Origin of the sequence: Paraburkholderia aromaticivorans (genome assembly GCF_002278075.1) — a bacterium.
Classification (GTDB): domain Bacteria; phylum Pseudomonadota; class Gammaproteobacteria; order Burkholderiales; family Burkholderiaceae; genus Paraburkholderia; species Paraburkholderia aromaticivorans.
Window position 1 is genome coordinate 178,222 of record NZ_CP022991.1, and the last position, 20,085, is coordinate 198,306.

Genomic DNA, 20,085 nt, shown 5'->3' on the forward strand with positions numbered 1-20,085 from the left:
GGGGCGGTAGATGGCGACTTCCTCGATGAACGAAGGGCTCGCACGCCGCTTCGGCGCGCTGCCGGCAGGCCTACTCCTCGCGCTGTTCCTTGCATTGCCGCTCGGCGCATTGCTGGTATCGGCGGCCGAGGGGAACGGCGTGGCCTTCGTGCGGTTGGCCCGCGATCCACTGGTAGTCAGTGCGTTCGGTCACTCGCTCGCGCTGGCGTTTGCCGCCGGCACCGTGTCGCTGGCGGTAGGGCTGCCGCTTGCCATGGTGCTGGCCGGACAGCCGCCGCGGCGGCGCCGCTGGTTGCTCGCGTTGCTCGGTGTGCCGTTGGCGTTTTCCGGTCTGGTGATTGCGTACGGGTTCATTCTCGCGTTCGGCCGTGCCGGCTTTGTGACGGGTGTCTTCGCCGTCATGGGCGCGGACCCCGCCACGGTCGGGGCGCTGATCTACACGACGACAGGTCTGGTTGCGGCTTACGCGTACTACCTGATTCCACGCGTCGCGCTGGTGCTTTATCCCGCGATTGCCAACCTGGACCGCCGTCCCATCGAGGCCGCCCTGACGTTAGGCGCGCCGCCGCTGCGCGCGCTACTCGATGTCGCGTTACGTGAACTGTGGCCTTCGATCGCCGCGGCCTGGTGTCTGGTCACATCGATTGCACTGGGAACCTACGGTACCGCACTCGCGCTCGCGGGAACGCAGATCAATATTTTGCCGCTACTGATGTACCTGAAACTTTCAGACGGACAGACGGATTTTCCGCAGGCAGCCGCGCTCTCGCTGGTGCTGATGGCCGTTTGCACGAGTGTTCTGGCACTGGGGGAATGCCTTGCAAGGCAACGACAACACTGAATGGTCCGACGCCGCCAACCTGGCGCTGCAGAAACTCGCGCTCCGCCAGATAAGCCCGACACGGCATGCAATGCCGGTGGGATTGATCGGACCGCGGGAGGCTACGGCGGAACAGTTGCGGGCAGCCAGACACCTCGGCTACACCCTGGCCGACGCCGGCATGACCATTCTCTGCGGTGGCAAAGGCGGTGTGATGGAAGCCGCCGCGTTTGGCGCGGCGCGCGCAGGCGGCATTGTGGTCGGGTTGTTGCCTGAAGACGATGCGAGTGGCGCCAACCCGTTTCTCACCGTGGCGTTGCCAACCGGCATGGGTATTACGCGCAATGCGTTGATTGCGCGCGCCTCGCTCTGTCTCATCGCGATAGGAGGCGGGCTGGGCACGCTGTCCGAAATAGCGCTCGGCCTGCAGTGGAACAAGGCGGTCTTTACGCTGCTCGACGCACCGCAGGTAAGCGGCGCCGAGGCGTTTCAGGACATCGATGCGCTCGTCACCCGCGTGGCGAACTGGCTGCTATCCGCGCAACAGACGCAAGCTATCGCTGGCTGAACCACGGTGCCGGCGCAAGCTGTCGACGCATACAAATGAAATCCTGAATGAACCTTTGTCCGAATCAACTCGATGTTTTTTTATAAATAGGTGTACTTATCATGATGAAAAAAACCGCATTGACATATTTCGCATTGAGCAGCTTGTCGCTTGCCGCCCATGCACAGAGCAGCGTGACGCTGTACGGAATCGTAGACGCCGGCCTTGGCTATACGAGCGGCCAGCGTGTCGCTGACACCAAGGGCGCGCCGGGCAAACCGGTTGTCTATCGCAACGCCTCGAACTATGGGTTTGCGAGCGGCACCTGGTCGGGCGACCGTTGGGGCCTGAAGGGCAAGGAAGACCTCGGCGGTGGCCTCGCGGCTGTGTTCCAGTTGGAGAACGGCTTCAATATCGGCACCGGGCAGATGGGTCAGGGCGGCCGCGAGTTCGGCCGTCAGGCATGGATGGGGTTGTCGAGCGAGAAATTCGGCAGGCTCACGTTGGGCCGGCAGTACGATCCGATCGTCGACTTCGTCGGCACGATCAGTGCCGGGACGTTCCTCACCGGCATGGGCGCGCACCCAGGCGACCTGGACAATATTGACAATCAGGCGCGCGAGAGCAACTCGATCAAGTACACGAGCCCATCCTTCTCGGGGTTTCAGTTCGGCGCGCTATACGGATTCGGCAATCAGGCGGGCAGCGTCAAGAACCAGAGCACGTGGAGCGTGGGCGGCCAGTACACGAATGGTCCGTTCGCGATCGGTGCGGCCTACATGCAAGCGAACAACGCCTATGGGGCCAACGGCGGTGCGTGGACAGGTGCGTATGACGGCACGTTCGCGTCGTCGATCAATGAAGGCTTTGCGTCGGCCAGGAATCAGCAGATCGTCGCCGCCGCGAGCACGTACCAGATTGGCCCGGTGACACTAGGTGTGTCGTACAGCAATACCCAGTACAAGCCTGGTAGCTTCTCGCTGTTTACCGCCAAGGAAACTTTCAATTCGGCGGGCCTGACCGTCGCCTATCAGGTGACTTCTGCATTGCGCCTCGCTGCCGGCTACGATTATACGCAGGGCAGTTCGATCAACGGCGCCCCCGCTCCGAAATACAACCAGGTCAATCTCGCGTCGTATTACTTCCTGTCCAAGCGGACGGCGCTCTACGGACTGGTCGGTTACCAGAAGGCAAGCGGCAAGACGCTCGATATGTCCGGCAATACGGTCAATGCGACGGCTTCGGTCGGCGACGTAGGCAACGGAATTTCGTCAGCCAGCAATGTTCAGACACTCGTGCGCGTAGGTATCCGGCAAACGTTCTAGAAGCATGGTGACAGGAGAGCGCTCGTCCAGGAGCGCTATCTTGCGGCTGTCGGCGAATTGAGAAAGGTTGCGCAGACGCATGCGGAATCGTAGCCGCGGTCCAGGCGCCTTCGCCAGCCAGTCGATGCCAATGTTTGCCATATGAAGAGCCCCGGACAATCGGAATGCAGGTTCGGCGTTCGGCCATTGGCGGGTGCCACTGGCGGGTCTACCCGCTTGCTCCGCGCTGCCTTGGCGCGGGGGCAATTTCCGCAACGACGCCGAATAGACTCAGGCTAACCATTTCGCCGTCGAAGATCAGGATGGCGGAAACGGGGTGGACCATAGATTTGGCACGTGGACGCCGTTCGGTTCTGGGGGCCTCCAGCCAGCCACGCGCCCCGGAGAGAGGGCGGCGTCCATTCCATCTCGGCCGCTCTACGTCCAATGGGCCCGGATGCAATCGGCCGCCTTCTCATAAGACCATTGCTTGATTCCCCACCGACCCGTGCAGTAGGTGAGTACCCATCGCGCCGAACGTTCGGGCGTTCATCACCAACCGGTTCGGCACCGAGCCATCTCACTGTGCCCGAACTTCGATGGAGACCCGCCTGTCCGGTTGCAGGCAAGCAATGACTGCCCTGCTCTCGCTCTCCGGACATTGCGTTGTTGAATCGCGGGAGCCCACTCCTGTTGCGTGAATCACCTCACCGTCGAGCCCGTGCTTGATCATGTATTCCCGTACCGTCTGTGCACGCGCCAGTGACAACGGCTGGTTGACCGTGTCTGGCCCAAGGCGATCGGTATGGCCTACGACCGAAATGAACTGAACACCCGTTCGCTGCTTGATCCGCGCGACGACCTGCTCGAGATTGACCGCCCCGCCCGGCAATATCGAAGTCAGGCTCGACTGCCCGAAAGCAAATAGGGTATCGGTTTGCAGCACGAATTGATCAACCGTTTGCGCCACAGGCACGAGCGGCTGCGAGGCCGCTGCAGCCGGGGTGTCCGGCGGGTCACCGCACGCGAAGGTGAGCCGCCGCGTGACATCGGCTTCGTCATTATCCGGCTGCAGACGTCCAACTCTCTGCACCGCGCGAACCGGTTCTCCGTGACATATCCGCTGGGCCACCTTCATGCAGGTAGCAGGTCCTTCCAATATCCCATGACATTCGACCTGATGAAGCCTGGAGCCGTCCGCCGCCGTAACCGTATACGCATTGAACGTCGGCCCGGAGGCACTCGAACATCCGACAAGCAAAACCACGCTCAGCGATAAACTCCATCCAGAAAGCCACTTCATTGTGTTCTCCATACTGTTTTTTCGTCCGCGCGCTTTGGCGCATGATCAGGTTGTTTGCACTTGAGCGAAGACGTCCGCGCTCTACCATTGCATGGCCGCACCCATTCCGAAGGTCGTGCCGCCCGGGCTCATACCAACGCCTGCTTTCATCTTGATGTTCTCGGTGATACGAGCCGTTCCGCCCAGCGCGACGGCCTGATAACCGCGGAACCCCGCGGTGCCGATGCCAAATGACAGGGTTTTGTCCTTGTCGACCTCCGGAATCATTGTCAATGCCGTCGCTGCGGCGATGCCGGAATAGGCATTGCGCGCGACGGAGTTGATTCCCGATTGCAACTGGTCCACCCGTTGATCGGTATAGGCATTGGCCTGCGCAAGCCCGGTATTGAGCTGGTCGACGTTGACTGCGTCCGTCCCCTGCGTTCCCGCAGCGACATTCGCCACCTGCCGCGTATCGTTAAGTGAGCCGACGGATACCACGTTGCTTCGGCCTCCGTCCGTGCTGCCGGCCCCCAGCGCCACCGAGTTATTGCCACTCGCGGCTGCGCCGACACCCACCGCGGTCGCGCCGGTCGCGCTGGCTTGCGAACTGTTGCCGACCGCAGTGCTATTGGAGGCCGATGCCGACGCGCCTTGTCCACCCGCCGACGAATTCGATCCCGTGGAAGCCGGTGGCGTAGGCGTCCCGGGCGAGGAGGAGAAGCTGCCGCCGCTGTTGGTGGTCCGTTGGTTGATCAGCGTGGTCAACTGGGTGGACACCGCATCCAGCTGCGAGACGTTCACCGCATCAGTTCCAGCCTTGCCGGCGGCCACGCCGGTGATCTGCCGGTTGCCGATACTGACCTCGCCCACGGACGACTGCGGACTGCTCAACCCGTACGCGATGTAGTTGCTTAACGCGCCAACGGTGGTCACCGATCCTGCGCCCAGCGCGACACTGTTTGCCATTGACGCGTTTGCGCCTGAACCCATCGCGACCGCATCGATGGCGCTGCTTTGCGCCCCCGAGCCGATAGCAACGCCACCTGCATTCGCAGCCTTGGCGTTCGCTCCTTGGGCGATCGACTGGGCACCACTTGCGATGGCGCCACTGCCGAGCGCAAGCGCGTCGGCCTGGGCCGCGTTCGAGCTTTCGCCGATCGCGACGCCGCCGGGCGCCGTCGCATCGACTATGGCGCCGTTGCCGATACCCACGCCGTTGTTACCGTTGACCACCGTTGTCGGCCCGACCGCAATCGACTGCGCGCCGACCGCCAGCGAATCTGCCGCCGTCGAATTCGCGTGAAAGTACATCTGTCCGGTCACGGCGAACGATGACAGCGCACCGGCAAGCTGCCTGACGGTGACCGCGTCTTGTGCCTGCGTGCCGTCCGCGACGTTGGTCAACTGGCGATAGGTGTTGCCGGCTGCGCTGCCGAAAGACACTGCGCCGAGCAGCGTTTGATCCGACGTGTTGAAGGGAATCGCATGGGTGCCATTCGCAATGGAACCGATGCCCGACAGAACCACGCGATTGGACACCGAGCCGGAGCCGATAGCGACCCCGCCCGCCACCGAGGCACTAGATAGCGCGCCCAGCGCAAGCGCGTTGTCCGCCTGCGCGGCAGCCCCGTTGCCGCCGGCGAAGCTGCTCACGCCGCTTGCCGTCGCCCCCACCCCCGCCGCCAGCGCATTGGTGCCGGTGGCGCCATCGTTGTTGTAGTTGCCGCCCTGCGTGCCGCCATCGTTGACACTGTAATAGTGCGTCTTACTGGCCGTCACCACGCTGGCGAGGCTGTCGACCGCCTGATCCGTCGCGTACAGCTGCGAGCCGTTCACCGCGTCGGTACTGGTCGCGTTCACCCGGCCTGCCGCCACGTTGGTCACCGTGCGCTCGTTACCCGCATTGCCCACGCTCACCGTGCTCGTGGGGGCAGTACCGGCGTACGTGTAGGCCGTGCCGTTGATCGTGTCGCCGGTTGTTGCCACTGCCGCAGCCGTGGTCGAACCGCTGCCCAGCGCAACGGCATTGGCATGATTGGCCGTCGCGCCCTGACCCAGGGCCGTGCTGTTGGCGCCGGCCGCGCTGGCCGCCACGCCTGCCGCAAGCGCGTTGGTGCCGGTGGCGCCGTCGTTGGCGTAGTTGGCGCTCTGAGTACCGCCGTCATTGACGCTGAAGTAGTGCGTCTTGTTGGCGGTTACCGTCGTGGACAGACTGCTGACTGCCTGATCCGTCGCGTACAGCTGCGAGCCGTTCACCGCGTCGGTACTGGTCGCGCTTACCCGGCCTGCCGCCACGTTGGTCACCGTGCGCTCGTGACCCGCGCTGCCCACGCTCACCGTGCTCGTCGGAGCAGCACCGGCGTATGTATAAGCCGTACCGTTGATCGTGACTCCTGTCGTCACCACCGCTGCGGCCGTGGTCGAAGCGCTGCCCAGCGCCACGCTATTGGCGAACGTCGAGCTCGCGCCGGCACCGAGCGCTACAGCGTCCGTGGCGGTACTCTGCGCGCCTGAACCCAGAGCTACACCGCCCTGATTAGCGGCATTCGCGTTGGCGCCCTGCGCAATCGATTGCGCGCCGCTCGCGACCGCGCCGCTGCCGAGCGCCATTGCGTCGGCCGCGGCCGAATGCGATTGCTGGCCGATCGCGACGCCGCCGGGCGCCGTTGCATCGACCACCGCCCCGTTGCCGACACCGACGCCGTTGTCTCCGTTGACGACCGTCGTCGGTCCGACAGCGATCGACTCCGCGCCCACGGCGAGCGAATCGGCCGCTGTCGAATTCGCGTGAAAATAGTTCGTGCCCGTCACCGAGAACGATGACAATGCGCCAGCGAGTTGCCTGACGGTGACCGCGTCTTGCGCCTGAGTGCCGTCGGCGACGTTGGTCAACTGTCGGTAGGCGGTGCTGCTGCCGACGGACACTGCGCCCAGCAAGGTCTCGTCGGAGGTGTTGAACGGAATCGCGTGGGAACCGTTGGCGATCGATCCGACGCCGGGCAGAACGGTGCGATCCGAAACCGATCCCGACCCGATCGCCACGCCGCCGACGATCGAAGCAGTCGCCTGCAGGCCGAATGCGGTTGCGTTGTTCGCCAACGCCTGGGCGCCGTTGCCCAGTGCCGTACTGCTGCCCCCCGAAGCCAGAGCGCCGACGCCCGCAGCCAGCGCGTCGGAGCCGGTGGCGCCGTCGTTGGCGTAGTTGGCCCCCTGAGTGCCACCGTCGTTGACGCTGTAGTAGTGCGTCTTGTTGGCGGTGACCGTCGAGGACAGCGCGTCGACCGCCTGATCGGTCGCATACAACTGCGAGCCGTTCACCGCGTCGGTACTGCTCGAGCTCAACCGGCCCGCTGCAACATTCGTCACGGTGCGTTCTGCGCCCACCGTGCCAACGCTCACCGTACTCGCCGGCGTGGAGCCGGCAAACGTGTAGGCGGTGCCGTTGATCGTCGCGCCCGGCGTCCCCACCGGCGCGGCAGTCGTGCTTCCTGCACCCAGCGCCACCGCGCCGGCGTTGGTGACCGCGGCGCCGGAGCCGATCGCAACGCCTTGCGTCGCCGCGGCCGACACCCTTGCGGCGTCGCCGAACGCGACGGAACCGGCGTTGTTCGCTTGCGATGCGTTGCCCAGCGCGACGGCGCCCTGGCCGGTCGCCGCATTGGCATTGCCGAGCGCCACCGCGCCCTGGCCGTTGGACGTATTGTTCGCGCCCATGGTTATCGCACCGGTCCCGATCGCCGAGTTCGGATCGCCGATGGCGACCGCGCCGTTACCGTTGGCCGTATTGCCCACGCCGATCGACACGGCCTTGCCGCCTGTTGCGGTTGCCGTCTGACCAATCGCTATGGCGCCGGCCGTGTTCGCGGTTGCCCCGGTACCCTGCGCGATCGAATCGCCGCCCGTGGCCTGGGCGCCGTTGCCCAGGGCAATGTCGTTGGCCGTCGTCGGTGCGCCGTTCACGCCGGCCACCGCATTCAGACCCTGGGCTATCGAATCGTTGCCGAATGCGTTGGCGACCGGTCCCACCGCAATCGCGTCGGTGCCAGTGGGAACGCTGTCCGCCAACGCCGAATTAGTGTGGAAATATTTGATCCCGCCGCCATTGTTGATGTTGGAGATCGCCGTGGTATTGGCCGTTACCTGCTGGTTGGTGGCGAACAGTTGGGAGCCGTTCACCGCGTCCGTGCTCGTCGCGTTCAACGCGGCCGGCGCCATGTTGGTGATGGTCACCGGAGACCCGGCTCCCGCCCCGCCGATCGCACCGAGCGTGATCTTCGTACCGCCGGCCGCGTCGTACTTGACCGCGATATTGGCCGTGTTGTCGATATTCGTATTCAGCGCGCTCAACGCACCGGCAACCGTCGTCTGCGCCGTGGGTCCGCTTACGGCGCCGGTAGCGCTGACGCTGTCGACCGGCTGGCTAAAGCCGCTAAGATCGCCGGTCGCGGCGCTATAGCTGGCGCCGCCGCCCAACGTGCTCGCTGTCGACGCGCCGAGATTATCGACGCCAGTGACAACGGTATTCAGTTGCGAGCCGTTGATTGCATCCGTGCTGGCAGCCGAAATCACGCCCGCTGCCACGTTCTGCAATTGCCGCTCCTTCCCAGCGGAGCCAACCGACACAACGCCATTGGCCGCGCTCGCGATGCCGGCCGCCGTGCCGCCGTAAAGCGCAGTGGTGCCCGTATGTGGCGCTGCGGTTGTACTGCCCGCGCCCAACGCGACGTCGTTCGCGTTGCTGGCTGACGCGCCGGCACCCAGCGCAATCGCACGGGCCTGGTTGGCCACCGCCGAATCGCCGAGCGCCAGTGCGCTCGCGCCGTTCGCATTGCTCGCGTTGCCCAGCGCGAGCGCTCCCTGACCATTGGCAGTATTGCCGTTGCCCTGCGCTACCGCGCCATCGCCCGTGGCTGTATTGTTCGCACCCACGGCGACAGCGCCATTGCCGCTCGCGGAATTGGGATCGCCAATCGCGACCGCGCCGTTGCCGCTGGCGGTCTGGGCCTGACCGAGCGCCACTGCACCCGTGCCACTGAGTACCTGAGAGTTGTGGCCGCCGGCAAACGAACCCACGCCGGCTGCGGCAGCGACGGCGCTGCCGTCGCCGATGGCGACCGTGGAGGCGGCGAGCGCACTTGCGGCGTTGCCGATGGCGGAAGCATTGGCCGCGTTAGCCCTCGCGGAGGTACCCATGGCGAGGGCATCGGTGTTGGCCCCCGTCTGAGCCGAATCACCTATCGCAATGGACGAGGAGCCAGCCGAGCTCGCGCCAGAGCCAATCGCAATGGCGCGAATGCCCGACGCCGCGGCACCCGCCACCGTCGCTGGGACAGACGCGCCGCCTTGCGCAACGGTATCGGATGACCCCAACGCTATTGAATTAGCACCAGTGGCTTGTGAGCCGTTCATCATGCCGAGCGCGTTGAGCCCTGAGGCGGCGGCGCCCGCTCCCAGAGCCACGGCATTCTGTGCCGTGGCTCTGGACACTGTGCCGGCGGCCAGCGAGGACGGACCGGAAGCAGTGACGTCCGTGCCGACACCAATCGCACCCGCCGCCGTTGCGCCCGTGCCTGCGACAGAACGCGGTCCGAGATAAACGGCATTGAGTCCGCTCGCGATGGACTGAAAACCAACAGCGACAGCATGCGTCCCGGAGGCCGCGGCGGTATAGCCCACCCCGACCGCTGCAGGTCCGCTCGCCACGGCCTGGAAGCCAATCGCAGCGGCATAATCGGCGTTAGAGGTGACGTCAGTGCCAATGGCAATGGACGCCGTTCCGGTCGAACCGGTGCCCGCCACAGTGCGCGCGCCCAGATAAACGGCGTTCGCACCGGAGGCACTGGCCCCCGAGCCGACGGCTATACCGTTGGTCTGCGAACCGGTGGCTCCGCTGCCCAGCGCGACGGCGCCCGACGCGGCAGCGTTCGCGCTCGCACCCAGTGCAACGCCGTTATCGCCAGTTGCCTTCGCCAAGGGGCCGACGGCAGTCGACTGGTTGCCGCTCGAGACTGCGTCCACGCCAACACCGATGGCAGCCGAGCCGCTGGCGGTGACATCCGTGCCGATGCCAATCGCCGACTCCGCGGTCGCGCCCGTACCCGCAGCTGTGCGCGCGCCCACGTAAATGGCGTTGACACCGGCGGCAATGGCCTGAAAGCCGAAAGACAAGGCGTTAATTCCCGTACTGTTGGCGGCGTAGCCTACCGCGGTGGCTCCGCCGCCAGAGGCTGTGGACTGAAAGCCCACGCACGTGGTGCTGCCGCTATAGAAGTTGTAGGGCGCCGACGAGCAGCTCAGCTGCGCATGCGCCTGCGCGGCCCATCCCCCCAAACCCAATAGCAACAGTACGGTAAGCACTTGCGGACTGAAGCCGTGCGGCGCCGAAGCATCCTGCCCGCCGCCGGCCCCGTCGCATACGGAGACGGAGGCAGCCGCTCCTGACTTTCCCTTGCCGCGCGACGCGTCCAGCTCCGACGCGGCTACGAAGGCGCCTAACGCATTGTTCCAGATGGTCCGATATGCTTTGTTCATGTCGTTGCCTCACCATGTAATTGAAATTCGAAGTTCACAGACACAAGCGTTTGCATGCGTCAATTTTATTCAGGATGCCTATTTATTACCTCCAAACCGCCTCGTTGCGGCATGAGCAGCTTCAGCGTTGGAACAGCCGCCAACCGCTCTCACCCTCGGCGAATCAAGAATCCTGAGCGCGAGCGAATACCCACGCCTGCAATGCGATTCGCATAACTAAGTAATTAATGAGGGTTGGTCAGATAGCCAGTTATCGACGCGCTGGCTCCTGAGACGTTTGGCGGACGTCTGGCTTATGAAGGTCCGAAGGGGAGACGCAAAGGAAAGGGGACCGCGTGGCGGAGAGCCCATTGCCATCCAGACTGAAGTGATTTCTTCGCCAAGGCAGCGCCCGACTCTGTTCCGACTGGGATACTCATCGTTACTGCCCCCTCAGTAGTCTGTTGCAACGTTTCCCCGGCTCGTGGCATGGCAACTCGTCTCGCGCCAGGCTACACGCACCGTTTTTTCTTTCTCGCAACATCTTGAGCACTATGTGAGACGAAGGCCGTCGAACTATCGCATCGAATGCGGTGGCTCCTTTCATTAAGGCATGTAATGAAAAGAAAGATGAGTGCCCGCGGCAACTCTCTCACAGGTGTTTTCATTTGTCTACAGAAAGCCTTTGGCGAAATCCGGGTATTGTGGGATTTAACGATTAGATTCCATTAACTCTATTTTCGATTCCAGAAAGGGGGCAGGATTTCCTGACATCTCTTTCAGGATATCTGCAATTATTTCTCTATTTTTTCAAGTCAGCTTCGTGTAGCAATGCGCATTAAAAAATGCACGACAGTTAATGAGAAGGAAACAGAAATCCATTCGACAGGCGGGCCTGGCAGGCTCTTCTAATTCTTCTACGGCTGCCTGCTGCTGCAGCACAAAGGCGGCAGCAGCAGGACACAGTCAAGCTACTTACCAGCGGTAGCCAACGCCCGCGCCCGCGCCCACGGAACCGTGACCTGAAACGCCCGTCGTGACCGAACCTTTAACCATCCACTTCTGCGTCGCGACCGACAGCCCCACAGCCATCGCGGATTGTCCACCGTAGTTGCCGCCTGCGAGTGCTACAACCTTCTCACCCGGCAACACAGCTTGCGGCAAATTCGCCATGGCGATTGCGGACGCTGTACCAGCGCTCGCGTCACGACGATATTTCTGCATGTCATCGCGAACGCTGTCGATTGCACCATTCAGCTGTCGCACGTTGACTGCGTCAGTCGGAGCCGTACCGTCCGCAACGTTGGTAATCTGACGCTCAGCACCCGGCGCACCGACCGAAACCGTGTTGTCCCGGTCTGCGACTGAATTTGCACCCAGGGCAACCGAATTGTTCGCGCTGGCCTGGCTATTGGTGCCGATTGCAGTCGAATCCGTGCCTGTGACTTTGGAATTGGTGCCGATGGCGGTTGCACGTGCAGCCGTGGCCGTCGCGTTCGTGCCGATTGCCGTACCATCTTGACCCGAAACGTTCGCACCGTTGCCGACAGCGGTTCCGTTCGATACTGACACCACCGAATTTTTACCCACTGCAGTATCGGTACCGTCAGTGGTCGTGCCATTCGAGCCGGATGTCGAGATCTTGACGACGGTAGTGGTGATTGACGCCAGATTCGTCGATAGTGCCGAAACCTGCGATGCAATCGAGAAAAGCTGCGAGCCGTTCACCGCATCCGTGCTGGTGGCGCTGATTTGACCTGCGGCGACATTTTGCAACTGATGTTCCTGACCCACCGCGCCGATACTCACGACACCGGTCGGCGTTGCACCCGCGAAGCCACCAAAGGTGACGCCGTTCAGCGTGACGCTGCTTACGTTCGTTGCCGCGCGCGTAACCGCGCCGGAACCAAGCGCCGTCGATTCAGCGGTCGACGCCGCGGCTGCGTTACCGATCGCGATTGAATTTAAGCCCGTCGCCTGTGTGACAGTACCCAGCGCGATCGCATTGGCCGATGCGGCATTCGCCCCGAAACCCACCGCAACGGACGTGTTTGACGATGCGGTTGACGACTGACCAACTGCAATGGCCGATCCGCCGCTCGCCACACTGGCGTTACCAAGCGCCACCGCGCTACCGCCGCTCGCCTTTGCGGCAAGACCCACTGCCATTGCGCTATTGCCGCTTGCGTTCGACCCGGCTCCTACCGCTACGGAATTCACATCAACTGCCGAGGCATTCTCACCAATAGCGATTGCGTTCTGGGCAGTTGCCTGTGCGCGGGAAACGGCAACGCTACCGATCCCAGATGCAACGGAATCCACACCTATGGACGTAGCGTCAGCCGCGCTTGCGTTCGCCTGAAAACCCACCGCCGTTCCGCCAACGGCTGAACTATTGGTGCCGACCGCCGTTGAGAACTCCGCAGTAGTGTGTGCCAGCGCACCAATCGCCGTCGAGTTGAGATTCGCCGCGCTCGCCCCACCGCCGAAAGCTACTGCCTGATTGCCGGTCGCGACCGAATTTGAACCAACTGCCGTGGCATTCCTGCCGCTTGCCGTTACCGTATCCCCCAGAGCGGTTGCGGCTCCGCCATTAGCGGTGACATTGATCCCGACCGCCGTATTCTGGCTGGTGTTGCTCGCGTCACCAGCTACAGCGGGATTGGTCCCACCTGTACTCGCGGACGGAGCCGTAGCACCTCCTATCGTCGCAGTCGTCGCGCCGACCTCGCCGCCAACAGCCAGGTTATCTGCATGCGCATATCCCGCCGAGAGCGTGAGCACCGTCAGTACAGCGAGCGCGACTTTCGACCTCGGCGGACGACCAACCTGGCCCATTTCCGCTTGCCCTGCTTCGCCCTGCACACCGCACTGCGTCCCGGCTGCCGCGACCAGCGCGCCAACTCGACGATTCCAAACCAACTTATATCGGCTCTTGTTCATTACGTTCCGCTCTCACTTGTCTGATAGTCAATAAAAGGATTCATATCCGGTCTCCGTCACGCTCTACCGCCGGGATCACGCCGCTGATGCCTAGGCTTACGAATGTATTAATTCGAAACGTTGTGTAAGGCCGCGAAGAATTATGGGCAGCGTTATTGCGTCAATCGTTTTGCCGGAGGGACGAAATGCTTTGCCGGAGGGAAAATTCTTTTGCTATCCGTGCGGAAAGCGCTCGATTTAAATTGAATTAACAATCTGGTACGCTTCGCGGCATTAAGCTGACGGCCGACCTCCATGAGGCTCAAGCCGCGCAATCCGCCGCCGTTAATCAGAACGTCACCTGTCAGCTCCTCTCGCCCACACGATGTCGCCCCGAAACAGTGCCCTCACGGACGCCCACCTTCTTCTGGTGGACGACCAGCCAGACCAGCTTCGATTGCTAATTGATGTGCTGCGCAACGCTGGATGCCGGATCAGCGTCGGATTCGACGGGTCACAGGCTTATCAACGAGCCCTGGCGATTTCGCCCGACCTGATCCTGATGGACGTACGAATGCCCCGCATGGACGGATTCGCCGCCTGCCGGCTGCTTGCTGCGGACCCTCGCACCTCTGCGATTCCGGTCATATTCCTCACCGTGGCCAGAGACCTTCACGATCGGATCAACGGTCTGGAAATCGGGGGCGTGGACTACGTGCTGAAGCCTTTCGAGCCGGACGAGGTACTTGCACGGATTCGCGTTCACCTCGCCCGGACACGCGGCAACCGGTATGCCGATCAAGAAGGTTCCGTTGTGGACTTCACGGGCAGCAGCGTTATCGTTCGTGCGGCGGTTCGGCATCTATCGCAGCGGTTGAGTGACGCCCCGACGGTCGAACAACTCGCGCGCCTGGTCGGGACCAATGAAAAACGACTGTCGCGTGCGTTCAGGGACAACCTTGGCAAGACAGTATTCGAGTATCTCCGGGACGAGCGGCTGCGGATTGCACAAAAGCTGTTGAGCAGCACGTCATTGAGTATCGCCAGCATTGGCGAAGAGATTGGCTTTTCTAGTGCCGCCAATTTTGCTACGGCGTTTCGAGAACGATTCGGCATGCCCCCGTCGACCTATCGGGAGGAAATTCGCGGCAGGGATCTGGCCGACACCGCGGAATCCACCCTCGAGGCAGAGTGACGACGTCATGACTCCGACTCGGTGGCTTCGTTTACTGTTCTTGTGTCTGAGCTGGTGGATCACCCATTCGTTGGCCGCCGGTCTCGACCCCTCTGGGACGCGGACGCAGGAAGTTCCCACCCTGGACCAACTGCAGGTATTCGAAGACGTCTCGGGCAAGATGCGCCTGGACGATATCCTCACACTGTCGGCGGGACCCGCGCGAGGCTTCCGTCCCGTGCAGCGGAGTCGATCGACACCGGGTTTCACCCGCTCGGCATGGTGGCTGCGCATGTCGGTGAGCAACGGCGGCTCAACAGCCCTGCCGCTCGTGCTCGTGTTCCAGGACGCGCGCCTCCAGAATGTGGACTTTTACACCGGGTACAGCGGCCACTGGATACATGCCGGCATCGATCGCGCCCGCCCCGTGTCCCTGTCCCTTTCGTCGCGTTATCCGTTGATGGATTTCACGCTCGCTCCCGGTGAACAGCGCCTTTTTCTCATCCGGGCAACCAGCGATACCGCGCTCACGCTCGAACCGAAGTTGTACTCAGCGGCGGCATACGACGCGCTGGAGAAACGCGCAGCGCTTTGGGACGGCGGATTGATTGGCGGCACGCTCGCACTGGCGTGGTGCGCGCTGCTCATCGCCTATTTTTCCCGCAGCGTCTCGTTTCTCGTATTGGCCGCCCTGTGCGCCATGACAGCGCTGTTCGAAGCTGCGGATCGCGGCTATACGAAGATATATCTGTGGCCTTTCGCAACCGGGTGGAGCGCGAGAAGTGTAACGGTGCTCGGATGTACTGCCGTGCTGTTGTTCATCGTCTTTATCTTGCGCATCTCGCGCAGCGAGAAGGCAAACCTGCCCGCTCGCTACATACTTTTCGGGTTTGTGTTGCTGGAGTGCGTCTCAACGATAGGCGCGATATTCGGCAACCTGTTCGTTTTCGCGCAAGCCGGCGTGTATGTCAATGCACTGTTCGGTGTCTTCACGGTGATTATCGCTGCACGGCTCGTGCGTCAGTCGACACCCACCGCGCGGATCATGCTGCTCGCCATGATTGTCTCCCTCTTCAATTTTGCGATGCGCATGCTCGAAACGCTCGGCTCCTTGCCGAGCGTTCTCACATGGTTGAATTCCGACATTCGTCCGAACCCGATCGTTGCAATCATTGGGTTAGCCACCAACCTTATCGTGCTTGCAGCCTGGATCAACCACGTGGGAAAGCAGCGAATCGCGGCACGAACCGAACTCGCAGCCTGGCAAAAAACCGAACACGATCGACTTCGCGAACAGGTTGCGCAGCGCACACTAGAACTGAACGATGCATTGCTTTACGCTGAGCAGAAAAACCAGCAGCTGATCGAAACCCTGGGTTATGTCAGTCACGACCTCCGTGCGCCGCTTGCTACGATCACGGGTTATGCCAGACAGTTGCGGGAACGGGCGGATTTCAGGCAGGTAAGACCGATAGAAGCCATCGAGCGCAGCGTGAACTATCAACTCGCCCTGATTGACGAACTGGTCGGGTACGCGAAAACTGAATTGCAGCCGCTGGACATCGCCCCGGTCGCCACCAATCTGCCGGCGCTTCTCGATGACATTGCCGAATACGCGGTCGCACTTTGCGCGCAGCTCAACAACCAGTTCAAGTATCAGGCACTGACGCCGCTGCCCCGTAGACTGACACTCGACGGTCGCCGGCTGCAACAGGTATTGCTCAATCTGCTGTCGAACGCATCGAAGTTCACCCGCGACGGCTTCGTTACGATGACGGTGAGCGCGCGCCTGCAGGACGATCAATGGCACATGGGTTTTGAGGTCGCCGATACCGGCATCGGCATCGACATCGAAGCGCAGTCGACACTCTTTACGGCTTTTCGCCGGATACAGGCTGTGAACGGCAGCACGGGCCTTGGCCTTATTATTGCGCAGCGCATTGTCAACACCATGGGCGGCGACTTGCGCGTGTCAAGTGCGCCAGATAGCGGCACCTCGTTTACCTTCGAACTCATCGTCCCATTTGCGGAAGATGAGGATGCGTTGCCCTCGAACGTCGTAGAGCATTCGTCCGGCGGTTCCGCTCCTATGCCCTCACAACGCAAACACGGGTTCGCCGTTGCCGTTCCTCCACGGAGCGATCTCCGGGATCTGGCCGCTCTTGCGAAGGATGGACGCCTGACTGACATAGAGCGATGGATAGAAAACATGATCGACGCTCACCCCACATGCGCAGCGTTTCTGACTGAATTGCGGCATTGCCTCGAAGCCCTGGATTTCGCAGGCCTCGAGGCTCTTGCTCTCGCGCCGCACGAAACATACGACGTCTCGCGCCCCTCGTAATGGAGCCTGGCAGTTTTCAAGCTGGCGCAACTTTCCGCCGATGTCCTCGAAACACTCTTGCGCAACCTACCGAGAAAAAAAACGCCACCGAAGCGTACGCCGCTCACAGGGGAAAAATGAGGGGGCGGCCGGACGGCTGTCGCTCATCGACAGACAGGCCAGCCGATCAGGCTGCCAGCAAAACGGAGCAGCAGAATAGAGTGTGGACGTCGGGCGCGAGGCAGCTTGCGATCACGGTCACAGTGAAGGGATGGCTTGCGCAGCGGCAGCCGGCCATGCACACGCGCAAGTGACAAAACCCACGAACCTCCACTTCACCGAAACCGGTTGCCCCGACGACGACAAGACGAGCGCCGTTGACTGCGGCTCCGACTGCTTACCGATTCGGTTCGGGATAAACGATCGTCCTGCCGAGTTGAATCACTGCGCCAGGCGTAAGGTGAGCCGGCTCCAGCCGCCCCCGTCCCATGATATGGAGTACGGTTTTCTCCGACGCAATAAGGTAGTCGGCGACGATGCGGCGGTGACATCGCCACCATACGGCCTCCGAACACATTATCACGCAGCGTCGCTCTCGCCCTACGTCGATCAGATGGTCAAGGCCAGCACGAAAAGTGTCCGAAAGCGCGTAATCGGCGTAATTGTGAAAACTCTCGTTCGTCCAGAAACCGTTGACATCCCGGGGCAAAGTTCGGGCTTTTCCGCGAAGGCCGCCAAGCGCGGCGACGTGTTCATATGAGATGCCAAACGCGGCCAGCGCGTCAGGAAGCGTCTCCTCGTTGAACAGCGGGTTGGCTCTCGACCTCGGCATCTTTCTGATGTCCACAAGAGCGCCTATGTGGGCGTCATTCAACAACCCGACAAATTCTGGAAGGGTTCGGTTCGAATGGCCAATGGTGCAGAATGGAAGCGTCACAGTTCGCCTTACCAGGGTGGGGCGCCCGAATGCGCGCCAGCCCACACCCGAGCCCAGATGCCGCACACGGCGAGAGCCGCTGCGAACAGGTGCCGTGTAATCCACTGTTTCATCCCGGCTTCTTTCATCAGGTGGCGTGGCATGCAACCGGAACCAACTCGCGTTGCAAGACGGCGTCTACAACCCCCAGATGATGTCGGCATTGTGCTTGCTGGCCTCACGCATCATGTCCAGAAACGGCCAGGCCCGCTGCGAAAGTCCACTGCCGAATTCATGGCGGCCCTCGCGCGAATACTGCAGCGATTCCAAGGCAATCTCAGCTTTTTCATCGTCTGAAATCGCTGCTTCGAGACGGTTGATTGCACGAGGCAGCTCGTCGTGGAGGATAACGCCACGCATATTGAGCCGCTTGCCCACGAGACCAAGCAGGTACTGGGCGAGATCTCTGAGCATCACGACATCTGGCGTAGCGGGCGATTGAAACGTGATCAGCATGATGGCTCCTTGCTTCGATCTGGGTTGCACCATCGCACCGGGGAGGCATTCGGACTCGCGTTGGCGGACCAGTGCAACGCGCGTTTCGCACCGTGACGCAGCGCAGAGCGCGCAAACGGTAACCGTCTCCTGCAACGATGGTCGGGGCCTTCAAGATGACCGGCTTTGCACATCGGCGAAGCACGGCATCCCCATGGGCGCGCGCCATCCGGACAAATCTTTCTTGTAGTTTCCTCCGGACCGCTCCTGTTCAACAGCCAGTCACCAGAAGGACCGCCTCCATTCTATATCATATTGTGATCTATTTAAGATGAAATGCCGTCAATCGGAGCGCACTGCGCCAGCCGCCGACGAATCTGACCCCGTGACCAGTCCCGCTCCGTCAGGGCGAGGCGACCGGAAGACACTTTTATATCACAATGAAATATAATCATGACAACGCGTTCTTTCGTTTCGTGAGGATTTGGCCTTAGTGTGTTGTGCCATCCTACGTAATATTCCCCCCTTTCTTATTCGAACCTTGTCCCGCTACGCTCTCATTCGCTGGCTCTCCAGCTTTGCCCCTCACCCCATTGCAGTCCGATGGCCTGAGCGCTTCAGATCGTGCCTCGGCGCGTTGCTGGGGATTGCGTTCACCGGCGGGACCATGCACGTCCTTCTCGGACCGGCTGCGAGCATCCCGCTCCTCGTTGCTCCAATGGGGGCTTCGGCCGTGTTGCTGTTCGCGGTTCCCGCCAGTCCGCTTGCCCAACCGTGGTCCATCATCGGCGGCAATATCGTCTCTGCGACGGTCGGCGTTGCCTGTGCAAGCTGGATCGCCGATCCGGTGGGTGCCGCCGCTTTGGCCGTCGCGCTGGCGATCTGTGCAATGTTTGCGCTGCGGTGTGTTCACCCACCGTCGGGCGCAGTCGCCTTGACCGCGGTCCTTGGCGGTCCGGCCGTGCATGCACTGGGCTACCGCTTTGTGGCCGAACCGATTGCGCTCCAGTCAGTGCTGCTGCTGTGCGCGGCCATCATCTATCACGCTGCTACGGGGCATCGATACCCGCACGTCGCGCAGAGTTCAGGCAAAGGTGCGGGCGCCTCGACTGCGGCGTCGAACGAAGGTTTTACGCGCGCGGACCTTGAGGCGGTGTTGAACCGGCGCGGTGAATTGCTCGATATCGACACGGACGATCTGGAGTCCTTGCTGCGCGACGTTCAGTTGCAGTCCTATGCCCGCACGTTCAATGAACTGACCTGCGCGGACATCATGTCGCGTTCGCTGGTCGCCGTATCGGCAACCACCAGAGCGTCGGCCGCATGGAGTTTGCTGAAACAGCGCCAAATCAAGGCTCTTCCGGTCACTGACGAGAGGCAGCACGTAATCGGCATCGTGACCCGCGCCGACCTTGTCGACAAACGGGCGTTCAGCAAAGGCGCCGGTTTATCATCCCCCGTGCAACGCTGGTTCCGACGCAGCATAACCCCAGCACCGCTCGTTGGCGCACTCATGCAGGTGGACGTTCAGACAGTCGACGAAACCACGCCGATCGTCGAACTGGTGCCTGTGTTTGCAAACTACGGACACCACCACATTCCGGTTCTGGACTCGAAAAAGCGGCTTGCCGGCATGATCACGCAGGCCGACCTCATCGCGGGACTCTATCGCCAGGCTTACGCCAGGCAGCGAACCGCAGCATAGCCACGGTCATCCACACCGGGATTGAACACGAACATACATATCATGTCGTGATATAATTTGCGTTATATCTCTTTCTCGACGGAA

11 protein-coding genes are annotated in these 20,085 nt (G+C 61.9%); 6 read left to right on the forward strand and 5 right to left on the reverse strand.

From position 1 onward, the window contains the following. Window positions 1-10: 10 nt before the first annotated feature. The 3 genes from CJU94_RS33860 (at window position 11) to CJU94_RS33870 (ending at window position 2,692) form a co-directional block, all read left to right on the forward strand. Window positions 11-841: an ABC transporter permease gene (locus CJU94_RS33860; protein ID WP_244221136.1), complete on the forward strand. Its 831-nt coding sequence runs from the start codon at window positions 11-13 to the stop codon at window positions 839-841. Between the two features lie 70 nt (window positions 842-911). Beyond that, window positions 912-1,388 carry a TIGR00725 family protein gene (locus CJU94_RS33865; protein WP_095423401.1) on the forward strand — a complete coding sequence of 159 codons (477 nt, stop codon included), beginning with the start codon at window positions 912-914 and terminating at the stop codon, window positions 1,386-1,388. A gap of 104 nt (window positions 1,389-1,492) precedes the next feature. Next, the gene (locus CJU94_RS33870) at window positions 1,493-2,692 is read left to right on the forward strand and encodes a porin (protein WP_095423402.1); all 1,200 of its coding nucleotides are present in this window, start codon (window positions 1,493-1,495) and stop codon (window positions 2,690-2,692) included. 559 nt (window positions 2,693-3,251) lie between these two features. On the opposite strand, the gene CJU94_RS33875 is transcribed toward CJU94_RS33870, so the two are convergent. The 3 genes from CJU94_RS33875 to CJU94_RS33885 form a co-directional block, all read right to left on the reverse strand. Beyond that, window positions 3,252-3,974, reverse strand: coding sequence for an OmpA family protein (locus CJU94_RS33875; RefSeq protein WP_095423033.1), 723 nt, complete (start codon window positions 3,972-3,974; stop codon window positions 3,252-3,254). Window positions 3,975-4,055: 81 nt separating this feature from the next. Further along, the gene (locus tag CJU94_RS33880) at window positions 4,056-10,487 is read right to left on the reverse strand and encodes an ESPR-type extended signal peptide-containing protein (RefSeq protein WP_095423034.1); all 6,432 of its coding nucleotides are present in this window, start codon (window positions 10,485-10,487) and stop codon (window positions 4,056-4,058) included. A gap of 954 nt (window positions 10,488-11,441) precedes the next feature. Continuing rightward, a complete protein-coding gene (locus CJU94_RS33885; RefSeq protein WP_095423035.1) occupies window positions 11,442-13,409 on the reverse strand; it encodes a YadA family autotransporter adhesin in 1,968 nt (655 codons plus the stop codon). A gap of 364 nt (window positions 13,410-13,773) precedes the next feature. On the opposite strand from CJU94_RS33885, the gene CJU94_RS33890 reads away from it, so the two are divergent. Together CJU94_RS33890 and CJU94_RS33895 are read left to right on the forward strand one after the other, a co-directional pair. Next, window positions 13,774-14,583: a response regulator transcription factor gene (locus CJU94_RS33890; protein ID WP_095423036.1), complete on the forward strand. Its 810-nt coding sequence runs from the start codon at window positions 13,774-13,776 to the stop codon at window positions 14,581-14,583. A gap of 7 nt (window positions 14,584-14,590) precedes the next feature. Beyond that, window positions 14,591-16,906 carry a sensor histidine kinase gene (locus CJU94_RS33895; protein ID WP_095423037.1) on the forward strand — a complete coding sequence of 772 codons (2,316 nt, stop codon included), beginning with the start codon at window positions 14,591-14,593 and terminating at the stop codon, window positions 16,904-16,906. Window positions 16,907-17,282: 376 nt separating this feature from the next. Here the strand turns inward: CJU94_RS33895 and CJU94_RS33900 are convergent, their stop codons facing one another. Beyond that, window positions 17,283-17,822 (reverse strand): DUF488 domain-containing protein, encoded by a 540-nt coding sequence (locus CJU94_RS33900; protein WP_095423038.1) that lies wholly within the window; start codon window positions 17,820-17,822, stop codon window positions 17,283-17,285. A 177-nt stretch (window positions 17,823-17,999) separates the two neighbouring features. Continuing rightward, window positions 18,000-18,317: a DUF1840 domain-containing protein gene (locus CJU94_RS33905; RefSeq protein WP_095423039.1), complete on the reverse strand. Its 318-nt coding sequence runs from the start codon at window positions 18,315-18,317 to the stop codon at window positions 18,000-18,002. A gap of 520 nt (window positions 18,318-18,837) precedes the next feature. Between CJU94_RS33905 and CJU94_RS33910 the strand changes: the two genes are divergently transcribed. Then, the gene (locus tag CJU94_RS33910) at window positions 18,838-20,001 is read left to right on the forward strand and encodes an HPP family protein (protein ID WP_095423040.1); all 1,164 of its coding nucleotides are present in this window, start codon (window positions 18,838-18,840) and stop codon (window positions 19,999-20,001) included. The last annotated feature ends 84 nt before the right edge of the window (window positions 20,002-20,085 follow it).

What these genes read in the sequence shown, in the direction of transcription:
- CJU94_RS33905 (WP_095423039.1), bottom strand. Translation starts at nt 18,317, where the DNA reads ATGCTGATCACGTTTCAATCGCCCGCTACGCCAGATGTCGTGATGCTC.
- CJU94_RS33895 (WP_095423037.1), top strand. Translation starts at nt 14,591, where the DNA reads ATGACTCCGACTCGGTGGCTTCGTTTACTGTTCTTGTGTCTGAGCTGG.
- CJU94_RS33880 (WP_095423034.1), bottom strand. Translation starts at nt 10,487, where the DNA reads ATGAACAAAGCATATCGGACCATCTGGAACAATGCGTTAGGCGCCTTC.
- CJU94_RS33885 (WP_095423035.1), bottom strand. Translation starts at nt 13,409, where the DNA reads ATGAACAAGAGCCGATATAAGTTGGTTTGGAATCGTCGAGTTGGCGCG.
- CJU94_RS33875 (WP_095423033.1), bottom strand. Translation starts at nt 3,974, where the DNA reads ATGAAGTGGCTTTCTGGATGGAGTTTATCGCTGAGCGTGGTTTTGCTT.
- CJU94_RS33860 (WP_244221136.1), top strand. Translation starts at nt 11, where the DNA reads ATGGCGACTTCCTCGATGAACGAAGGGCTCGCACGCCGCTTCGGCGCG.
- CJU94_RS33890 (WP_095423036.1), top strand. Translation starts at nt 13,774, where the DNA reads ATGTCGCCCCGAAACAGTGCCCTCACGGACGCCCACCTTCTTCTGGTG.
- CJU94_RS33870 (WP_095423402.1), top strand. Translation starts at nt 1,493, where the DNA reads ATGAAAAAAACCGCATTGACATATTTCGCATTGAGCAGCTTGTCGCTT.
- CJU94_RS33865 (WP_095423401.1), top strand. Translation starts at nt 912, where the DNA reads ATGCCGGTGGGATTGATCGGACCGCGGGAGGCTACGGCGGAACAGTTG.